We start from the raw sequence: 21002 nt of genomic DNA, 5'->3' as shown, positions 1-21002 counted from the left end.
AAGAAGAGTCGGTACGTCCCGATTGACCGAATCTATATTCATTTTATCCGCTCGACTTTCGTTTGCATACCCTATTTTCGAAGGCCAGAACGCATGGACACGTCTCAATCGTCGTGTGAGAAAAAAATAAGTCAATAAACAAAAAAATAGGGTAACGTAAATACAAGCCGAGAACTGTATAGTAAGTAGTGTGAGATTTATCACATCCATATATCCAAGGGGGAAAAAAAGTGAAAAAACTTGCCGCATTAGCCGTATCTTCTTTGATTATCGTCAGTACTACCGGATGCGGGAAAGCAAGCGATACACAAAAGCCGGATGGAACCGGCAGCGGTTCGACCGATAAGAAAATGACCGTCACTTTAATGACGTCAAGCTTTTCCGGAGGGGGATGGGCGGACAATAGCCCGGTGGTGCAGAAGCTGAATGAAAAATTAAATATCGACCTGCAAATTCAGTGGGTTCCTTTCGACACATTGGCTCAAAAGGAAAACGTTATGGCGGCTTCCAACAGTTTTCCCGATGTGTTCTGGGTTCAGCAAAACGAGTTTGTCAAATGGCGGGATAAAAATGTATTCATGGATGTCAAACCGTACTTGAACCAATATCCGAACCTGAGCAAACAAATACCGGAAGATGGATTGCAAATCGAAAATCCGAAGGGAAAATACTTCGGCATTCCTTACTATATTCAGGATACGCGGGATTCGTTTATCATCCGGCAAGATTGGCTGGACAAGCTTGGATTGAAAATGCCGACAACAGTGGACGAATTCGCGCAAGTGGCCAAGGCGTTCGCTGCGCAAGACCCGGATGGCAATGGCCAACAAGATACGAGCGGTTTCTCGTTCGGCATTCAAAACAATAAATTTTACGGTATTGCTCCGATCATGGCGGCATTCGGCCTGGGCAACGAGTGGAGCAAATCCGGCGATCAGTTGGTCAACTTTAAGACGCAAACCAAGGAACTGAAACAATTTGTTACCTTTATGAACAAGCTTTATCAAGAAGGGGCTCTGGACAAAGATTTCGCCACCAATAAAACGAACGATCAAGCGGACAAGTTCACATCCGGCAAAGTGGGGATTGCCGAAGTCGTCCCGGTGGAGTTTCTTCAAAACCGCTTGCCTACTTTGAAAAAAGCGCAGTCAAGCGCAGTAGTGAGCCAGCTTCTTCCGCCGAAAGGCCCGGATGGGAAACAAGGGACCTCCACCTTGTCGATGACATCTAAGATTGTGATCAACAATTCCATCGACAAAGACAAGCAGCAGCGCATTTTGAAAATGCTGGATTATATGCTGTCCGACGAAGGGTATGACCTGATCAAAAACGGCGTTGAAAATGTGCATTACAAATCGGATAACGGCAAGTTCGTCAAATTGGAAGCTTATGACAAAGATCGTCCGTTTCTGCTTTCTACATGGTTCATGCGCCGATTTGATCCGTTAGTGCAAATTCATAAGTGGGATGACGGAAATCTGGCCAAACAGCTTCAAGCCTTTGGCGACAATAACGCAAAATACAAATGGCCGAATGCGGCGGCTGCGGTTGTATCGGACGTTCAAACCAAGCTTGCGCCAAATCTGGACCAGAAATGGCTCGCGAGCATGATTAAAATTATTATGGGGCAAGCTCCTGTGGATACGGTCGATCAGGCGGCGGAAGAATGGTTGAAAAATGGCGGGGACCAAATCACGAAGGATATCAATGCCGAGTACCAAAAGCTTCAATAACTAATTACTGGAGTTGAACGATCCCCATGATGAAACTTGGAAGTCGCAGCGTGCCGTTATATTTGATGATTTTGCCCGGTTTGTTATTCTTTATCCTGTTTCGTTATATTCCGATGGGGGGTCTAGTCCTTGCTTTCAAGGACTACGACCCGATCGGCGGATTTGCCAGCAGCCCTTGGGTCGGCTTGGACAATTTTCGCAAGCTATTCGCCGACCATGATTTCTGGATATTGCTGCGCAATACGTTTGTGTTAAGCGGAATTAATTTACTTTTCTTTTTCCCGGTGCCCATCATAATCGCGTTGTTATTGAACGAAGTTAGATTGCCGTGGGTTAAGAAAATCGTGCAAACGACCATCTATATTCCCCACTTTGTTTCGTGGGTCGTAGTGGCCGGCATCACCGTTGTATTATTTGCCACACAGGACGGCGGGATTAACAAGCTTTTGGTGCAGTACGGATTTCCGCGATTCGAGCTGTTGACAGATCCCGCTTACTTCCGAGGGCTGTTCTTATTCCAAAATATATGGAAAGAAATGGGGTGGAGCGCGATTGTGTTTCTTGCCGCATTGGCCTCAGTGGACCCGGGGCTTTATGAGGCTGCCTACGTCGATGGCGCAGGACGCTGGAGACAAATGTGGCATATTACTTTGCCGAGCTTGCGTTCCATTGCGGTCATTTTGTTTGTGCTGCGCTTGGGTTCGGTCATGGATGTAGGCTTTGAGCAAATATTGTTGATCCAAAATTCGGTAAATATTAGCGTGTCCGACGTCTTTGACACTTATGTGTACCGCAACGGCATTCAGCAAGGCGAGTACAGCTTTACGACCGCAGTAGGCCTTTTTAAATCCGTTGTCGCTTTCGTTCTTGTCATGACGGTGAATCATTTGGCCAAGAGGTTCGGCGAGGAGGGAGTTTACTAGTATGAAAAAAGCAAATATCCTCTTCGACGCATTTATTTATGCGGTGCTGCTGGTCTGCTTTCTATTTGTAGCCTTTCCGTTCGTCTACATCCTGTTCAGTTCATTCTCTACAAAAAGCGAATTTATGACGCGCGGATTTTTTATTTTCCCGCATGAATGGACGCTGAACTCGTACGGCTATTTGCTGCAAAATCGAAATTTCACGCATGCTTACGGCAATACGTTTCTGATCACGATTTGCGGGACGGCGATAAGCCTCTTGTTCACCGTATTTATGGCTTACGGATTATCCAAGAGCTGGCTTAAGGGGCGAAGAGTGCTGAATCTGCTTGTCTTGTTTACGATGATTTTCAACGGCGGAATTATTCCCACTTATCTCGTCGTGCGGCAATTGCACCTGTTGAACAGTTATTGGGCGCTATTTTTGACCGCCGCTATTTTCCCGTTCCTGCTGATTATTATGCGCAGCTTTTTTGCCAGCGTTCCGTTGGAACTGGAGGAGGCGGCCAGAATTGACGGGTGCGGCGAATGGCGGTTGCTGTTCCGCATTATTTTGCCGCTGTCTTTGCCTTCGCTCGTTACGATCGGGCTTATGTATGGAGTAGCTCATTGGAACAATTATTTTCAAGCGATTTTGTACCTAAACGATGCTGACAAATGGCCTGTCCAAGCTTTCCTGCGTCAATTTTTACTTGAATCCGATACTGGAATGGCGACAGACATCGGGGGATTCGAATACGGGCCGCCGGTCAAAATGGCCGCCGTCGTGGCTACAGCCTTGCCGCTTATCTTTTGTTACCCTTTCCTGCAAAAATACTTTAATAAGGGTATGATGGTAGGTTCAGTCAAAGGTTAAGCCGAAGGAGGAGACATGCAGCGATGCGCAATATTGTCATGATTACGACAGACCAACAGCAAATGCGGGCGATGAGCTGCGCCGATTCAAGCTATCGCACGCCCAACCTGGATCGGCTGGCGCAGATGGGCGCACGGTTTACAGGGGCTATCAGCACGTCAGCCCAATGTTCGCCTTCAAGAGCTACCTGGGTGACAGGGAAATACCCCCATCAGGTGGGCGTCAATAATATCGGCCATATGCTGGATCCCGGCGACTGGGGAATCGCCAAGGAATTCAATAGCTGCGGCTATGAAACCGTGTATTTCGGCAAATGGCATCTCGGCAATACTCCAGCCGATTACGGGTTTCAAATCACCGATTACCGGACGGACGGCTTGCAGCTTGACGGAGCCAACGGCGATCCCCGGTTTCACAGCTGCAAGGACGCCGAGACAACGGCGAAGGCGCTCAATTACTTGGGGGACCGCGATGGCGGGAAGGCGTTTTTTTTAACGGTATCGTGGTATATGCCGCATCCGAATTCCCCGGAGGACGGTCCCTTCGAGCTTCTTGAAGGCGATGCCGCCGCATTTCCGAGGGAGCGGATGCCCGTGCCGGCCAGCTTTTATGCCGACGATTTATCCACGAAGCCTGCTTTTCAAAAAGAGCGGGCTTCGAAAGCCGAGTCGGCGCTGACTGAGGACATCGTGAAGCGCGATGCGCAGCGCTATCGGGCCATGCTGAGCCTGATGGACCGGAATTTGGGCCGCTTGCTGGAGCAGCTCGAAAGGAAGGGGCTGCTGGACAATACGGCCATTCTTTTCACCAGCGATCATGGAGATATGCAGGGGGCGCACAAGCTGCGCTTAAAGGGCGTTATTCCGTACAAGGAGCTGTATAACGTGCCGATGATCCTCTATGTTCCCGGCCTCGATCCGGCGAGGAAAGTCATTCCCGATCTTGTTTCAAGCGCTGCGGTTCCGGGGACTTTGCTCGAAGCGGCAGGGCTTCCGGTACGGGAGCGCTTTGAAGGCGGCTCGTTTTTGAACGCGATGGTGCGGAAGGAACGGCCTTCGGAGGAAAAAGTATTTTTCGAGCACTACAAGGCGTACTGGGGATTCCATCCGTTCCGGGGCGTGCAGACGGCGAGATGGAAATATGTGTTTTATTACGAAGAGGGCTACGAAGAAATGTATGACCTGGAAGAGGACCCGGATGAGAATGTAAATGTTGCCAACTGGCCGAAATTCGAGGGGATCCGCCGGCTGCTCAAGGAAGAAGTGGATTGCTGGTGGGAATCAACGGGAGCACTTACTCGAGAGCCGATTATCGATCAGAACAATCCATGGGGCAAAGATATTTAGCGATGAATGGAGAGGTTGAGGTAGATGAGAATATTATTTTTGGATTTGGATTCGACGAGCCCGGATCATCTGGGATGCTACGGTTATCATCGGAATACTTCGCCGAATATTGATAAAATCGCAGCCGAAGGCGTGCGGTTTAACAATTATTATACATCCGACGCGCCATGCGCGCCTTCCCGGACGGCGCTGATGAGCGGCAAGTTCGGGATCATCAACGGTCTTGTAGGCCACGGCGGTACAGCCGGCGATATGAAGCTGGAAGGGACGGAACGCGAGCTGATGGGCAAGCTGACGCGCGGAGGTGCGCTCCCGTCTTATTTGGGACTGGCTGCCGACTTGAACACGGTGTTAATTAGTCCTTTTGCCCAAAGACATTCGACTTTTCATTTTTATGCCGGATTCAACGAAATCCTTAATACAGGCAAATATGGCAACGAATCGGCCGAACATGTAACGCCGGTCGCTCTGGATTGGATCGGGCGCAACGCAAGCAAAGATGACTGGTTCCTGTATATCAATTACTGGGATCCTCATACGCCTTACCGCGCACCGATGGAATTCGGCAATCCGTTCGCCAATGAGCCGCTGCCGGCATGGTTGACGGAGGAAGTGCTGGAGAGGCATAAGCAAATGGTCGGTTCCCATTCCGCGAATGAGCTGAATATCGATTTTCGGAACAAGACCTACAATAATGAAACGAGTCCGAATTTCCCTCGGCATCCCGGGGAAATTCAAAACATGGACGACATGAGAACGATGATTGACGGTTACGATTGCGGCATCCGTTATATGGATGAGCATCTTGGCCGGTTATTTGCCGCTTTGGAAGAGCAGGGCGTCATGGATGACCTGATCATCATCATTTCTGCGGACCACGGCGAGAATATGGGGCAATTGGGCATTTACGGCGAACATGCGACCGCCGATCAGGGCACATGCCGCATTCCTATGATTATTCGTTGGCCGGGCATGAAGCAGGGAATCGCAGATGACGGCCTGCATTACCATCTGGACCTGCTGCCGACAATGGCTGACATGCTGGGGACGCCGATCGTGCCTGACTGGAGCGGTGTCAGCTACGCCCCTGTTCTGAAAGAAGGAGCCGACTGCGGTCGCGATTATTTGGTCGTTTCGCAATGTGCCCATGTCGTCCAGCGAAGCGTTCGTTTTCGAGATTGGATCTACATCCGGTCTTATCATGACGGATTCCATCTGTTTGACGAAGAGATGCTGTTCAATCTTGCCGAAGACCCTAAAGAACAGCTCAATGTTGCGTCCGAGCACCGGGACGTTTGCATGGAAGCGGTCTATTATTTGAACCAGTGGCATGACGAAGCGATGCGCCGGAACAGCGACGCGGTCGACCCGTTGTGGATGGTGATGAAAGAGGGCGGACCGTTCCATGCCAGGGGGTATCTCAAAGGGTATATCAAGCGGCTGGAGGAGACGGGCCGAGGGCATCTCGTGCCGGAACTCGTCCGTAGGCATCCCGGTGAGTTCCCGCAAGAACCGAATGCCGTCATGGGGCATTTTCAAGCGAAGATTGGCGCCAGAATGGCGGGGAAATAGGGGAGCCGACAACCGCCTATCCGCCGGAGGGGACGAGCCGTATCATGCGCGGTAGGGCTTACTTATGCCGCAAATCCCGCCGCAACCGTTGCCGTGTGTCGTCACGCAGCCGGGATGCACCGGACGGTTCAGCGAGCGGGCCGCCTGATAGGCGCTTCCGTCCAAAAGCCTGCGAGAGTGCAGGGATTTCTGGCGCCGAGGGGGGCTGCGTCCATGTGGGCGGTGAAAAGCCTGCACAATTCAGGCTGTTGAAAAACCCCCACGCTAGAGGAGATAGCTGCAATCTGCTTGGCTGCACGAAGAAAACCTGCAAAAATCAGGCCACCCCAAAACCCCCCACGTTAGAGGAGATAACTACAATCTGCCCGGCTGAACGAAGAAAACCTGCAAAAATACATGAATTTGCGTTCTTGATCGCTGACCACGAATAATTCCTGCAATTGTGCAGGCTTTTCAGCGGGGACATGGGCTCAGGTTCACTTTCAGCGAAAATTCCTGCACTTTTGCAGGTTCTTCGCCAAAATAGGCCAATTTCAGGGAAAAAACCTGTACTTTCGCAGGTTTTTTCCCTATCAAGCTGCTTTTTGCCCATTTGCGCAGTTCCGCGACCTATACCGGGAGAGGCACTGGCGGGGAAAAGCAGTTCCCCCAAAATCAGGGTCCCTCTGCTTCCCCTAATCCTAACAACGTGTCGCGACTTTCTCGGGCAGCCTGCACAATTGCAGGAATAGTTTCTTTTCAAGCATATGTTTGCAGGTTTTCTTCACGAACGCGCCAAGCGGATTGTGCTATCGGCTCTGGCGCGGGTTCCTTGGTCAGCCTGAGTTACGATGGCGATGGTTCCATAATTAAGCAAAACTGCGGCTCCAGACGTTGGGGCAGCAGTTTTTTTGCGTTGATTTTGCGTGGGTTTGCCGCTTACAGTATTGCCGGGCCTTAGAGACCAATGATTGGAATCGTAAAAAATTATAATTTTCGAAGAAAAAATTATATCGTGAATGGGTTAAGTTTCAGCTATAATGAGCTATAAATTATCTTGAATGAAGGTAATTTCCGGAATTAGCCGGACTGTGGTTTTCAAGCGCTGCTGTTTCTTATACACACCTGGAGGAGGAAAAAGATGTTAAAACGCACCCTGGCGCTGGTCACTTCCGCACTTGTAGCTGCCGGTCCTATGGCACCGACAGTTACACATGCCGCAGATGTTAGCAGAGCTTTAGTGAGCATCGATGCGAGTTCAACTTTTCAAACCATTGACAACTTTGGCGCATCTGACGCGTGGTCCATGGATCCGATCGGAAAGGAATGGTCTGAAAGCAACAAGGAGAAGATTGCCGATTTACTATTTTCGCAGGACAAAGGGATCGGTTTATCAAGCTGGCGGTTTAATATCGGGGCCGGTTCCAACGATACGGATGAAAATATTATTACAATCCCATGGAGAAGGGTGGAAAGCTTCAAGAAAGATGAAAACAGCGCTTACGATTGGTCAAAGCAGGGCGGACAGCAATGGTTTTTGAAAGCTGCGAATGACAGAGGCGTTAAGGATATTATCGCATTTGTGAACAGCCCGCCGGTATGGATGACCAAGAACGGGCACGCACAGCCGGACGCTTCCGTCGGCTCTACGAATCTTAAACCGGGTTACGAGGGCAAGTTCGCCGGCTTTTTGGCTGATGTGGTGGATCATTTCGATAAGTCAGGCATTCATTTTAATTATGTCAGCCCCATCAACGAACCTACGTGGGATTGGAACGGAGCCGGACAAGAGGGGAACCGTTATAACAACACGGATTTTATCAATGTCATTAATAATCTTTATGCGGAGCTCAAGAATAGAAACATCAATACCAAAATCACTGCTCCTGAAGGCGTCGAAATCCTGGCTCTGCTTGATGACGCCAAATATGCACAATTTATGGCCTCCTCCCAAAATCCTAACGATAACAAACAACAATATCAGGGCGGAAGCAACAAATTAAATGTAGGCAAGTACCGGGAATATATCAAGGATTTTTTGGGCAATCCTGAAATCGCTTCCAAAATCGACAACAAGATCGTTTCCCACTCTTATTGGTCGGATACGGTTTCCGACAAAAACGGGGACCGCCTGGGGGCATTGCGGAAGCTGCTGTGGGAAAATCTGCAAAGTACGTTGCCGGGTTCGTCCTACTGGATGAGCGAGTACTGCGTTCTCGGCGATGTCGGGGAAATGCAGGGGAACGGAAGAGACTTAGGCATCGATCCGGCGCTTTTGATAGCGCGCACGATTCATTATGACCTGTCCGTTGCGAATGCATCCGCTTGGCAATGGTGGACGGCTGTGTCCAAAGGAGATTATAAAGACGGTCTGATTTATACGGATTATAGCGTGCCGGGTGACCAGCAATCGATCTATACGTCCAAAATGTTATGGGCATTGGGCAATTACAGCAAATTTATTCGTCCCGGGGCCAAACGGATCGCCATGACCGGACTTGCGGAGAATGACCCCAAGGGATTGATGGGTTCGGCTTATTTGCATGAGGGCAATCATAAAATCACTTCCGTCTACGTGAACTATACGAATGAGGATAAGCCGATTACCGTTCAGCTTAATCAAGTGCCGGACGGAAAAAAAGTATACCATCTTACGCCTTATGTGACGAGCGCAAGCGAAAGCTTGACTCAGCGCGACATGGTAACGGCGGGTGCTGACGGCGCATTTCAGTACACAATTCCCGCAAGGTCCATTGTAACGTTGGACGGCAGCTATGTGCCTGCGGATCAAGCGCCGGATAAGCCGGGTATTGATTCCGTCAAGCCCTTGAATAAAGCGGCGGATATCAAGCTGAACGGGGTTGCAGGAGCCGAAAGCTATAAAATCGTTTACGGCAAATCCCCGGACAATATGAATATGACTGCCGGTCCGGTGGCGGGTGCAAGCTACACGCTCCTCGGGCTGGAGAATAATACTGCGTATTACATACAGGCAATAGCCGTGAACCGGAACGGCGAAAGCGCCCCTTCCGACACGGCAACTGTGACGCCGGTGCTTAGTCCGCCGCAGCAGGTGTCCGCAAATCCCGTTGACGGAGGGATCGGCATTCAATTCTCCGGCGATCCTCATGTTCCGCACTATTTGGCAAAATGGGGAACCGCCAGCGGCACGTACAACGGCACAGTGGAAATCGCCGGTCAGGACGGTTTGTATAAAGGCGTCATTACAGGTTTAACCAACGGCAGTCCCTATTACTTGGCGATCCAGGCGCAGGACGGAGCGGACTACAGCGCTTTGTCTACCGAAATGACGGTAACCCCGACTGTTCAAGCGCCAAGCAAGCTGATCGCCGTTCCGGGCGACGGCAAAGTTCAACTGGAGTTCCCGGAGGTGCCGGGCATTGCCAAGTATGCTTTGGAAATGAACACCGGGAACGGTGCGCCGACAACGACGCAGCTGCTTACGAATTCCGCAACGATCGATCATCTGACAAACGGTCAAATCTATTCCTTCCGCGTATCTTCTGTAGGCACGGGCGGAACGGGGCAGCCGACAGCAAGCATCCAGGCTATGCCTCAAGCGGAAAACGTTACGTGGGAAGACGATTTTCAGAACGCTTCCTTGATTCCCTATAATCAGGATGTCAGTGTATGGAAGATGGAAAACGGGCTGTTGAAACATCAATCCGGAGGAGACAACCAGGGAGAGCTATCCGTTAAAAATGTCAAGGTGATTGACGGCACTATCTCCGTTACGGCCAAACACGCCGAGCCGGGCGCCGACTGGGGAGTTGTTTTCCGCGGTACGGATTATAATCATGCCTATGCCTTCGGATTCGAGAACGACGCGCTGTTCTTGCGGAAAAATGGCACGAATCTGGCCAAATCGAAGGCTTTCTCGGCCAAGCTGAACCAACTGTACCAGTTGAAGGTCGTTTTGGACGGTTCGCATATTCAGGCCTATCTGGATGATGAACTGATCTTTGATGTGCAGGATTCCACTTACAGCAGCGGTATGGTAGGACTGCATAGCTGGGATGATGCGCAGTTTAGCTACATGAAGGTGATTAGGCCGGGTGACTTGAAGAAAGCCCCGGAGATCAATACGGTTCGCAGCGGCAACCATCGGATCGATTTGAAATATGCGGAAATCGACGGGGCAACCGCCTATACGGTGCAATACGGCACAGCATCCGATAACTTGCAGAATCAAGCGGCTGCGAGCGGAGGAAATGCCGCAATAACCGGGCTCAGCAACAATCAGGTTTATTATTTCAAGGTTGTGGCGACGAATGGAGTCCTTCAGACCGAATCAAGCATCGTATCGGGTACGCCGCACGATGTCGATGTATCGCAGCTGCTCTACTATGTAGATGCGGGGGATTCGAGCCCGGATAAATTGGAAGACGGCGAGTCGTTCGGTTCCATGAACGGAGTGGAGGATCAAGCTTACGGGGCGGATCCCGTGACCGGATACAAGTGGGGCTATGAAGCCGACGATTCGCAAACTTGGGCCAATCTAACCGAGGACCGCTGGAGCAGCATTCGCCAGTACGACGGCAGCACCAACGGCAAAGGTCTCGCCTATCGGTTTGAAGTGCCCAACGGGTTGTATAATCTGGATCTGGGATTCGATGATCCTTGGGATAGTGCCGACAGGGTGATGGATATTGAAGTAGAAGGACAAAAAGTTCTTACCAACTACTTGATCGGAGCGGGCCAAGACGTGAAGCGGGTAGTGGGCGTTTCCGTTACGGATGGAGAGCTTGACGTAAAAATCATAAAACAGGGCGGCAACAAGCCCTTGATTAGCTGGCTTACCGTTCAGCAAGATACCGGCGTTCCTGCTCAACCGGCGATCAAACGCGCAGCCGAAGGGGATTCCAAGGTTACTTTGTATTTTGACGAGACTATTCATGCCGATTATGACATTGCGTATGGCACGGATCAAGGGAACCTTGCCCACCACATCTCTGTGCCGGGAAATGTCAACCATTACACGGTTGAAAATTTGACGAACGGCACGCCGTACTATTTTGCGTTGACAACGGTTAGAGGCAGTTCCTCAAGCCCTGCATCCGACGTGAAAACGGCGACACCGGTAGGCCCTGCGGATCCTAATCTATACTATTTTGTGGATGCAGGGGCGACCACTGTGCAAAACGGGGTTACACTCGGCGCGAAACAGTCGGTTCCCGATCAAAGTTTCGGAAAGGATCCCGTCACCGGAGCAGCCTGGGGATATGTTGCGGATGACGGGCGCACCTGGGCCAAGAGCGATGAAACAGACCCGTTTCTCTCGATCCGTCAATATGACGGAAATGATAACGGGAAAGGAATCGCTTATAAATTTGAAGTCCCCCCTGGCACGTACGATGTGCGAATGGGCTTTGACGATCCTTGGGATTCGCCGACCAGATTGATGGACATCTACGTTCAGAACGACCGCAAGCTACAAAATTACGTGGTCGGCGACAAGCGGGAGATCAAGGAATTTACCGCGGATGTGACAACAGACCAGCTTGAAGTCAAACTGGTTAAGGCAGGGTCCGACAAGCCTGCTGTCGGGTGGATTTCCGTCCGATACGTGAAACCGCTTCCGGGATTGGAGAACACAGGTCCGAAGCTTTGGTACAAGTTCAATGAGGGCAGCGGGACAACGGTTAGCGATGCTTCCGGAAACGGCCATGCGGGCACGCTTAGCGGCGGCGTTTCGTGGGGAACGGCGAAAAACGGCGCTGGCGCTGGCGCGTTAAACGGAACAGACGGCTTCGTTCAGATGCCGAACGGAATGCTGTCGGGTATAACGGACCTCACGGTGTCGACGAATGTGTATATCGATCCGGCAATTAAGAATCCTTACTGGATCTTCACGTTCGGTTCGGCGGAAAACCCCGCTTCGGCTCCCGGCACCAAATATTTCGGCATGTTGACGGACGGAAGCGGCAATTCCCGCGTCAGCATGACGAACGACAGGTGGTCCGCGGAACAAAACGCGTCGAAAGGCTCATCCCTTGCCAAAGGGGTGTGGAAACATGTCGCCGTGACCGTGTCCGGCACAATCATGACATTTTATGAAGATGGAAACAAGATTGCTGAGAGAAAAAATGTAACGGTTTCTCCCAAAGATATGGAGGTGACCGTAGCCAACTATATCGGCAAGCCTGCTTATCCTGCGGATCAATACTTTAAAGGGCAAATTTCGGATTTTCGCTTATATGACCGGGCTTTATCCGCCAGTGAAATCAGAAATGTATGGATCGAATCCCTGACTGACAGCGAGGCTGTTCAGGCGGTCAAAGACGGCTTGGATTTAGGTGATACTGCGGCTGTGGTCGGCAACTTGACACTTCCGACTGTCTATGCGGCCGGGGTAAACGTCACATGGAGCTCTGACCGCACGGATATTATTTCCGCTGACGGCAAGGTGACCAGACCGCTCGACGCAGATACAACGGTCCATGTAACGGCAGCTATTCATAAAGGGGCTGCGACGGACAGCAAAACCATTGCGGTTACCGTTTTGAAAGCGGGGGATGCGGTCGGCCTGGACTCCCGCGCCTATGTGCTATTTCTCAACCAGACCCACAGGACGAAAGTTACGGTTACTCATCCGGACGGATCTGTGGACGATGTGACGGGTTCAGCCGCGTATGAATCGTCGGATTCCAATGTTGCCGCGGTGGACGGTTCGGGAGTGGTGACCGGGCTCCGCAAAGGAACGGCAGTCATTAAGGTTGCATACAAAGGCGAGACCTACCAAGTAACTGTAACGGTAAAGAATGATATGCTGCTGTGGTACAAATTGGGCGAAACCGGCGGCACTACCGCGGCAGACGCATCGGGGAACGGGAACGACGGTATCCTCAAAAACGGCGCAGCCTGGGGACCGGGCATTGGCGGCAGCTCGCTGCAATTAAGCGGCGGTTACAACGGCGCCTATGTACAGATGCCGAACAACCTGCTCCAGGGGGTCGACGATTTGACGATATCGGCCTTCATGAAGCTGGATGCAACCGCAACGGCGCCGCAATGGCTAGCTACATTTAGCAATACGAAAAATGGATACATCTACTTCGCGCCGACTTTGAGCGGCAGGTTCAGATACTCCATTACGCCTACGAACTGGAGCGGAGAGAGCGGGGTAGCGAGCAGTTCGATTCCCGTCAATTCCTGGAGGCAGGTTGCGGTAACTTATTCTGCCTCAACCGGAACCGCCACCTTGTATGTGGACGGAGCAGCCGTACAAAGCGATTACGTTGCTCAAAAGCCGAGCAGTCTGGAACCGACCGATGCGAATTTTATCGGCAAGCCGTGGCCCAATTATGGCGACCCTTATTTTAAAGGCAACGTCAGCGACTTCCGCTTATACAGCAGAGCGTTGGAGAAGTCCGAAATTCAGTCGATCTATGAAAGCAAGCTGAGCGATATGTTTATGGCGGATCAAATGAACCTGACGCTCGGGGATACCAGCGCCGTACAAAGCAGCTTGAAACTCCCGGCCAGAGGTTCGTACGGAAGCGCGATCACCTGGACTTCAAGCAATGAAGCGGTGATCAACAGCCGGACGGGCGCGGTGACACGTCCAGCAGCCAGCGACGGCAATGCAACGGTCATGCTGACGGCGACCATCAGCAACGGCCGAGCGACAGCAACCAAAACGTTTGCTGTGACGGTCATCAAGCAGCTTGCGGATGCCGAGAAATTGCAACGCGATGCGGAGAATTTGACGGTTCACAACATCGGCGATGTCCGCGGCAATCTGACACTGCCTGTACAAGGCGAGTTCGGCTCCGTGATTTCATGGTCCTCCGAGGACCCCGCCGTCGTTGCGCCGACCGGTGAGGTGAAGCGTCCCGCCGCGGGTACCGGTGATGCGGACATCAAACTGACGGCAACGCTCAGGTTGAATGGCGAGGTTCTCACCAAGGCATTTTTGGCTCACGTAAAGATGCTGCCCGCGAAGCCGGATTATGCAGGCTATCTGTTTGCCTACTTTATCGGCGAAGGCACGAAAGACGGCGAACAGCTCTACATGGCGGCGAGCAAGGGAAATGATCCGCTGCACTGGAACAATTTGAACCAAGGCAAACCTGTATTTACATCCCGACTGGGTGAAAAAGGGGTCAGAGACCCTTCCATTGTCAGGTCCCCGGACGGCGATAAATTTTACATGATCGCAACGGATCTTAATATTTACAGCAACGGGGATTGGACCCGGGCGCAAACAACGGGCAGCACGTCCTTGTTGATTTGGGAATCGTCGGATTTGATCCATTGGTCGAATCAAAGACTGGTTAAAGTATCTTCCGATTTGGCGGGAAATACTTGGGCGCCGGAAGCGTTCTATGACAAAACGACCGGGGAATATGTCGTCTTTTGGGCTTCGAAGATGTACAGCGATGCCGCCAAGTCAGGCAGTCCGAATGAGAGAATTATGTATGCGAAGACGCGGGATTTTTATACGTTTACGGAGGCCAAGGAGTACTTCAATCCCGGATATTCGGTCATTGATACGACCATGATTGAAAACAACGGGAAGATTTACAGATTTACGAAGGATGAACGCGATTTCAACGCTGCGACTTCGCCTAACGGCAAGATGGTATTCGAGGAATCCGGCGACTCCATATTCGGCAGCTTCACCATGATCAAAGAAGGGATCGGCAAAGGAACGATCCCTGCCGGAGAAGGACCGCTGGTGTTCAAGGCGAACGGAGAAAACAAATGGTATCTGTTTATCGATTACTTCTCCGGCGGAGGCTACAAGCCTTTTTACACCACCGATCTGGCATCGGGCATATGGACTCCGGTTTCAAGCGGATACAGTTTCCCGACACCGGCGCCGAGACATGGAACGGTGCTGCCGATCACAGCGGAGGAGCTAACGAGAATCAACGGAACACTGCCGGTTGAAGTCGCACCTGCGGCAAGTGAAGTGACGAGCGTGACGCTCGATCAACAGGCTCTCGCTCTAAAACCCGGGCAGACCGCACAGCTGAAGGCGACCGTTCTCCCCGACCTTGCAGGGAACAAGACGGTCCTGTGGTCCAGCAGCAATGAAGCGGTCGCCACCGTCGACGGCGCGGGAACCGTGACCGCAATCGGCAGCGGTACGGCTGCGATTACCGCGACTACGGTGGATGGCGGAAGGATCGCCACGGCTCAGGTCACGGTTCGGGAAGCAGGCGCAGTACCTGTAACCGGCGTGTCGCTCAATATGGCCGCGGCCCTGCTGCAAGTCGGAGGGACGACGCTGCTTGAGGCCGCCGTCACACCGGGCGACGCAACCAACAAAGCGGTGCGCTTCACCTCTTCAGCGCCAAGCGTAGCCTCCGTGACGTATGCGGTTTATAACGCGCAAACCGGAACGACCAGTGTTATTGTTACCGGCGTTTCCAGCGGAACTGCGCTCGTCATTGCTACAACAGAGGACGGAAGCTATACGGCGGCCAGCACTATAACGGTGGCAAGCGGCGGCGGCGATAGCGGCGGTAGCGGCAGTACATCGAACTCGACCGGATCGGCCAACACGCCTAAAGAACCGGAAGCGCCTGTCAGCGACATCCCCGGTAAAGTGAAAATAGGAGCCCCTGTTGTCGAGACAGGATCAGCCAAAGTCACTGTCGATGCTCAAGCCTTGAACAAGGCTTTTGAAGAGGCGGGGGTTGCCCTGATTGAAGTGCCGAAAACAGCGGAAGTAAATCGCTATATCGTCAACCTGCCGGCTTCGGCGCTGACGGCAGCGGGTGGCAAACAAGTCACAGTAGCAACAGAAATCGCTACTGTCGCAGTACCTTTGGGCATGTTAGGAGCTTCTGCCGGAACGGGCACTGCGGACGTTACGTTGTCGATCGGGAAAGCCGATGCGGTTGGCCTGGATGCGGCGGCACAGGCGGCGATCGGCAGCAAGCCGGTCATTGAGCTTACTTTGACGGCGAATGGGTCGGCCATTGCCTGGAACAACCCGGAAGGACCGATACGCGTGTCGATCCCTTATACGCCTTCCGCCGAAGAGCTTGCTAATTCGGAGCATATTACTGTTTGGAAGGTCGGTGCAGACGGACGAATAACAGCAGTTCCTACGGGAAAATATGATGCAGCTGCCGGAACCGTCACCTTCGCGACCACGCAACTCGGCCGATATGCGGTTGCCTACGTCCACAAGTCTTTCCGCGATCTGGCGGATTACGGCTGGGCCAAACATGCAGTCGAGGTCATGGCGTCTAAAGGAGTCATTCAGGGTACTTCGAACGATATCTTTGAGCCCGGTGAAAACATTACGAGAGCCGATTTCGTCCAGCTTTTGGTTCGCACTCTTGGATTGACCGCCAAGACAGACGGCCAATTTGCAGATGTCAGCTCCAACGCTTACTACGCCGATGCGATAGCGATTGCCCGGAAGCTGGGAATTTCCGCCGGGGTCGGCGGGAACCGATTCAGCCCGGATTCGACGATCACCCGTCAAGATATGATGGTATTGATCGAGCGCGCGTTGAAGGCGGCGAAAAAACAGATTGCAGCAGGATCGGAGGACCATCTTTCCGGATTTGCCGACAGCTCGGAAGTCGCACCCTATGCGAAGCAAAGCGTAGCTGCGCTTATCCGGAACGGAATTATTAGCGGAGACGGCAGCGGAATCAATCCGCTCGGGAATGCAACGAGGGCAGAAACGGCAATGCTTATGTATCGAATCTACAATAAGTAGGTATTTTGGGCCGAGAAGACGAAAATTTTGATTGCAGGACCATTAGTATCATTGGATGCTAGTGGTCTTTTTTTGCACGAATCTTGCTGCGCGTTGTAGGGCGAAACGCTGGATTTTACCGGATGACGTTGTAAATATTTGCTTTTCTCATTTGTAAATTCATGGTACAATATGGAATATTAATGGTTTAAACTCCCTCAGCTAGCGCGGCTGAAATACTGATTTCCCCATTCTCTGCTTGCTGCATGCATCAAGTTTTTTCTTTCCTTACAGGAATTCCCGCATGACTCCACTCCAAGCTTCTCTCACCAAGTTACGCCATAGTCTGTTCATAGTTTATTCCTTTTACTTCCATTGATTAAGTTAATAGATTGCTGATTGGCAATCCGGATGCACGGTCATATCAATTCATAGCGGCAAATCCCCTGATTTTGGCATGTTTTCGGGAAGTTTATTTAACGAGGGAGTGATTTATTTGGAAAAAATCGGAGTAATTGGCGCTGGGGTTATGGGCAGAGGAGTTGCCCAGAACTTCGCACAATTCGGCTATCCGGTTGTTCTCATAGATATTTGTGAGAGCATACTGGAGAAAGCAAGCGAGGAAATCTATAACAACGTGAGGTTTCAGGGATTATTCAAGAAGAGCGAAGTTGTAATGGAGCCTGAAACTGTACTATCAAGAATAAAATTTTCTACCGATTATGGGTTGCTGGCCGAGGTGGGTTTTATCGTAGAGAATGTTGCTGAAAAATGGGAAACCAAGAGTGAGGTTTATAAAAAATTAGATGAGATCTGTCAAGATAACTGCGTAATCCTGGTTAATACTTCATGTATATCTATAACAAAGGTTGCATCTTTAACTAAAAGGCCATCCTTTATCCTGGGGGCTCATTTTATGAATCCCGTGCCTGTGAAATCGGCGGTTGAAATCATCCGCGGTTATCATACATCTGATTCAACTATCGAGCGGACCAAGGAACTGCTTTTCACAATTGGCAAAGAAACGATCGTAGTGAACGATTATCCGGGCTTTGTCTCGAATAGGATTTCACATTTATTTATGAATGAAGCGGCTTTTGTAGTCCAGGATCAGGTAGCTTCGCCCCAGGAAGTAGATGATATTTTTAAAAAATGTTATTCGCATACAATGGGGCCATTGGAAACTGCAGATTTGATAGGCTTGGATACAGTGGTGCAATCTTTGGATGTTTTATATGAAAGTTACCAGGATTCCAAATTCCGCTGCTGTCCCCTATTGCGTAAAATGGTCGCAGCCGGCTTGTATGGCAGAAAGTCGGGACAGGGGTTTTATACATATGAATAAAGTCGCGTAGGAAGGGGGCCAAATTAAAGTTAAAACAATGAATTGACAAAGTATTTTACTTAAAGGAAGGTGATTTTTTATGGAAAATGTACATGTAAAGGTCAGGATTAAGGGATTTCTCGGCAAATTTTTCAAAAAGCACGAACTGCGGGATGACGAGGATATATTCTCATTGGGATTTGTAAACTCTTTATTTGCTATGCAGTTAGTTATGTTCCTCGAAAAAGAATTCAAAATAAGAGTTGACAATAAAGATCTCGATATGGACAATTTCAGGTCTATCAATTCCATTTATGAACTTGTCGAAAGGAAAGCCAGTTAATGATAATTGAACTGACCAAGGAACAACAGGCATGGAAGGCTGAATTCAGAGAATTTGCAGATCAGGTAATCGAACCTAGTGCTGAAGAGAACGACCGGGAGGAACGTATTGCGCCCGAAATTATAGCGAAGCTGAAAGAGAAAGGATACTTGGGTTCCATGCTTCCGAAGGAATACGGCGGAATGGGACTGGATTGGGTTACAGTCGGCATCTTGAATGAAGAAACGGGACGAGGATGTTCCTCCGTTAGAAGCTTGCTGACCGTCCATGGAATGGTGGCATTGGCCATTCTAAGGTGGGGAAGCGATGAACAGCGAAGCCGGTTGCTGCCCCAACTGGCCGCCGGCGAAATCATAGGCGCTTTTGCGCTTACAGAGCCGGATGTAGGCAGCGATGCTAAGAATGTACAGACAACAGCTGTTCTTTCGGACGATTGCTATGTGCTGAATGGACGCAAAAAGTGGATCACCATGGGGCAGATCGCTGATATTTACTTGGTGTTTGCGCAGTGTGAAGGCAAACCCACTGCTTTTTTGGTCGAGAGCAGTTCTCCCGGATTTGTCAGAACCCCCATAACGGGGATGCTGGGAGTAAGAGCTTCGATGCTGGCGGAGCTGCATTTTGACGATTGCAAAATCCCGAAAGAACACATTGTGGGACGAGTGGGGACAGGCTTATCGCACGTGGCCTTAAATTGTCTGGATTATGGAAGATACACCGTTGCCTGCGGATGTGTCGGCCTGGGACAAGCCTGCTTGGAACAATCCGTGAGCTATGCGAGGAAAAGGAAGCAATTTGGTTCGCCTTTACGGGAGAATCAACTGATCCAAAAAATGTTAACCGAAATGGCGGTAAATACCAAGGCGGCAAGATTACTATGTTACCATTCGGGATACTTGAAGGATGCCATGGATCCCGATTCGATCATGGAAACGTGGACGGCAAAATATTTTGCCTCCAGGATGATTAATCAGGTAGCAAGTGATGCTGTGCAAATTCATGGGGCAAATGGATGCAGCCGTGATTATCCCGTTGAAAGGTATATGCGCGACGCCAAAATCAATGAAATTATCGAGGGAACTACGCAAATGCACGAGATGCTTATCGCAATGAACACATTGAGGAACACCTAACCACTTTATACAAGCCGCGTTGGAGGGATGCGTGATGAACAAAGAAAGCACCGCAACGAAGGAAAAACAAAAGATCAAATGTATTGTATGGGATTTAGACAATACGATTTGGGACGGGGTACTTCTTGAAGACAACAACGTCACGCTTCGAAGCGGGGCCGTTGATATTATCAAAACGCTGGACAACCGTGGGATCTTGCAGTCCGTTGCGAGTAAAAATGATCATCAGGCAGCCATGAATAAGCTTGAAGAGTTTGGACTGCAGGAATATTTCATCTATCCTCAAATCAACTGGAACTCGAAATCCTCTTCCATCGCGGCTATTGCGGAATCCATCAATATAGGCATAGACACACTGGCATTTGTCGATGATCAACCCTTTGAACGAGAAGAAGTCAAATATGCGCTTCCTGAAGTCCTTTGTATAGACGCTTTGGATTTGCACCTGCTCCTGGACATGCCCGAGATGAACCCGAAATTCGTTACAGAAGATTCAAAAAATCGAAGAAAAATGTATATGAGCGATATCAAACGGAACCTTGTAGAGGAAAGCTTTATAGGTACACACGAAGAGTTTTTAGCGTCGCTCAATATGAAATTTTTTATATCAAGGGTTAAAGAAGGGGACTTGCAGCGAGCGGAGGAACTGACGGTAAGAACCCATCAATTAAATACTACCGGATACACGTATTCGTACGAAGAGATCGACAAGATGAGTACATCGGATACTCATTTGCTGCTCATTTCGGATTTGGAAGATAAATATGGGACCTACGGTAAAATAGGGCTAACGCTTATAGAAATAGGACAAGACGTATGGACCATAAAGCTCCTGCTGATGTCCTGTCGCGTCATGTCGCGCGGAGTAGGGACGGTCATGATCAATCACGTCATGAACCTTGCCAAGAAGGCAAATGCGGTACTGCGTGCCGAGTTTGTCACGACGGACAGAAATCGGATGATGTATGTTACGTATAAATTTGCAGGGTTTAAAGAGATTCACGAAGACGGAAATTATATCGTATTCGAAAATGATCTTTCCAATATACAGCCGTTGCCCGGGTATATCAGGCTGGCTGTGGAAAAATAAAAATAGTATGCAGGGA

Annotated in this window: 11 protein-coding genes; 10 read left to right on the top strand and 1 reads right to left on the bottom strand. The window is 50.4% G+C overall.

The window, feature by feature from the left end; translation table 11 throughout:
• The first annotated feature begins 230 nt into the window (after positions 1–230).
• Genes AC6RNO_RS13175 through AC6RNO_RS13155 form a run of 5 tightly spaced genes read left to right on the top strand, consistent with a single transcriptional unit; the run spans position 231 to position 6430 of the window.
• Positions 231–1733 carry an extracellular solute-binding protein gene (locus AC6RNO_RS13175; protein WP_497105705.1) on the top strand — a complete coding sequence of 501 codons (1503 nt, stop codon included), beginning with the start codon at positions 231–233 and terminating at the stop codon, positions 1731–1733.
• 26 nt (positions 1734–1759) lie between these two features.
• Entirely contained in the window at positions 1760–2656 is an 897-nt protein-coding gene (locus tag AC6RNO_RS13170; protein WP_474681261.1) for an ABC transporter permease, read from the top strand.
• A 1-nt stretch (position 2657) separates the two neighbouring features.
• Positions 2658–3512 (top strand): ABC transporter permease subunit, encoded by an 855-nt coding sequence (locus AC6RNO_RS13165; RefSeq protein ID WP_497105704.1) that lies wholly within the window; start codon positions 2658–2660, stop codon positions 3510–3512.
• A gap of 23 nt (positions 3513–3535) precedes the next feature.
• Positions 3536–4858: a sulfatase-like hydrolase/transferase gene (locus AC6RNO_RS13160; protein WP_497105703.1), complete on the top strand. Its 1323-nt coding sequence runs from the start codon at positions 3536–3538 to the stop codon at positions 4856–4858.
• A gap of 24 nt (positions 4859–4882) precedes the next feature.
• Positions 4883–6430: a sulfatase-like hydrolase/transferase gene (locus AC6RNO_RS13155; RefSeq protein WP_497105702.1), complete on the top strand. Its 1548-nt coding sequence runs from the start codon at positions 4883–4885 to the stop codon at positions 6428–6430.
• 316 nt (positions 6431–6746) lie between these two features.
• On the opposite strand, the gene AC6RNO_RS13150 is transcribed toward AC6RNO_RS13155, so the two are convergent.
• A complete protein-coding gene (locus AC6RNO_RS13150; protein WP_497105701.1) occupies positions 6747–7082 on the bottom strand; it encodes a hypothetical protein in 336 nt (111 codons plus the stop codon).
• Between the two features lie 468 nt (positions 7083–7550).
• Between AC6RNO_RS13150 and AC6RNO_RS13145 the strand changes: the two genes are divergently transcribed.
• The 5 genes from AC6RNO_RS13145 (at position 7551) to AC6RNO_RS13125 (ending at position 20986) form a co-directional block, all read left to right on the top strand.
• Positions 7551–17117: a glycoside hydrolase gene (locus AC6RNO_RS13145; RefSeq protein ID WP_497105700.1), complete on the top strand. Its 9567-nt coding sequence runs from the start codon at positions 7551–7553 to the stop codon at positions 17115–17117.
• Between the two features lie 436 nt (positions 17118–17553).
• Positions 17554–18441 carry a 3-hydroxyacyl-CoA dehydrogenase NAD-binding domain-containing protein gene (locus AC6RNO_RS13140; protein WP_497105699.1) on the top strand — a complete coding sequence of 296 codons (888 nt, stop codon included), beginning with the start codon at positions 17554–17556 and terminating at the stop codon, positions 18439–18441.
• A gap of 79 nt (positions 18442–18520) precedes the next feature.
• Positions 18521–18763: an acyl carrier protein gene (locus AC6RNO_RS13135; RefSeq protein ID WP_474681254.1), complete on the top strand. Its 243-nt coding sequence runs from the start codon at positions 18521–18523 to the stop codon at positions 18761–18763.
• Positions 18763–19896 carry an acyl-CoA dehydrogenase family protein gene (locus AC6RNO_RS13130; protein WP_474681253.1) on the top strand — a complete coding sequence of 378 codons (1134 nt, stop codon included), beginning with the start codon at positions 18763–18765 and terminating at the stop codon, positions 19894–19896. Before AC6RNO_RS13135 ends, AC6RNO_RS13130 begins: the two co-directional genes overlap by 1 nt.
• Before the next feature lie 34 nt (positions 19897–19930).
• Entirely contained in the window at positions 19931–20986 is a 1056-nt protein-coding gene (locus AC6RNO_RS13125; RefSeq protein ID WP_474681252.1) for an HAD-IIIC family phosphatase, read from the top strand.
• Positions 20987–21002: the final 16 nt, after the last annotated feature.

Source organism: Paenibacillus sp. sgz302190 (genome assembly GCF_059820445.1).
Note: the sequence above shows the minus strand (reverse complement) of the source record. Positions and strands in the feature narration are given on the sequence as shown.

Excerpts from the sequence above, each read along its gene's own strand:
- AC6RNO_RS13130 (WP_474681253.1), top strand. The coding sequence starts at position 18,763 with ATGATAATTGAACTGACCAAGGAACAACAGGCATGGAAGGCTGAATTC.
- AC6RNO_RS13170 (WP_474681261.1), top strand. The coding sequence starts at position 1,760 with ATGATGAAACTTGGAAGTCGCAGCGTGCCGTTATATTTGATGATTTTG.
- AC6RNO_RS13145 (WP_497105700.1), top strand. The coding sequence starts at position 7,551 with ATGTTAAAACGCACCCTGGCGCTGGTCACTTCCGCACTTGTAGCTGCC.
- AC6RNO_RS13160 (WP_497105703.1), top strand. The coding sequence starts at position 3,536 with ATGCGCAATATTGTCATGATTACGACAGACCAACAGCAAATGCGGGCG.
- AC6RNO_RS13140 (WP_497105699.1), top strand. The coding sequence starts at position 17,554 with ATGTTTTCGGGAAGTTTATTTAACGAGGGAGTGATTTATTTGGAAAAA.
- AC6RNO_RS13135 (WP_474681254.1), top strand. The coding sequence starts at position 18,521 with ATGGAAAATGTACATGTAAAGGTCAGGATTAAGGGATTTCTCGGCAAA.
- AC6RNO_RS13125 (WP_474681252.1), top strand. The coding sequence starts at position 19,931 with ATGAACAAAGAAAGCACCGCAACGAAGGAAAAACAAAAGATCAAATGT.
- AC6RNO_RS13165 (WP_497105704.1), top strand. The coding sequence starts at position 2,658 with ATGAAAAAAGCAAATATCCTCTTCGACGCATTTATTTATGCGGTGCTG.
- AC6RNO_RS13155 (WP_497105702.1), top strand. The coding sequence starts at position 4,883 with ATGAGAATATTATTTTTGGATTTGGATTCGACGAGCCCGGATCATCTG.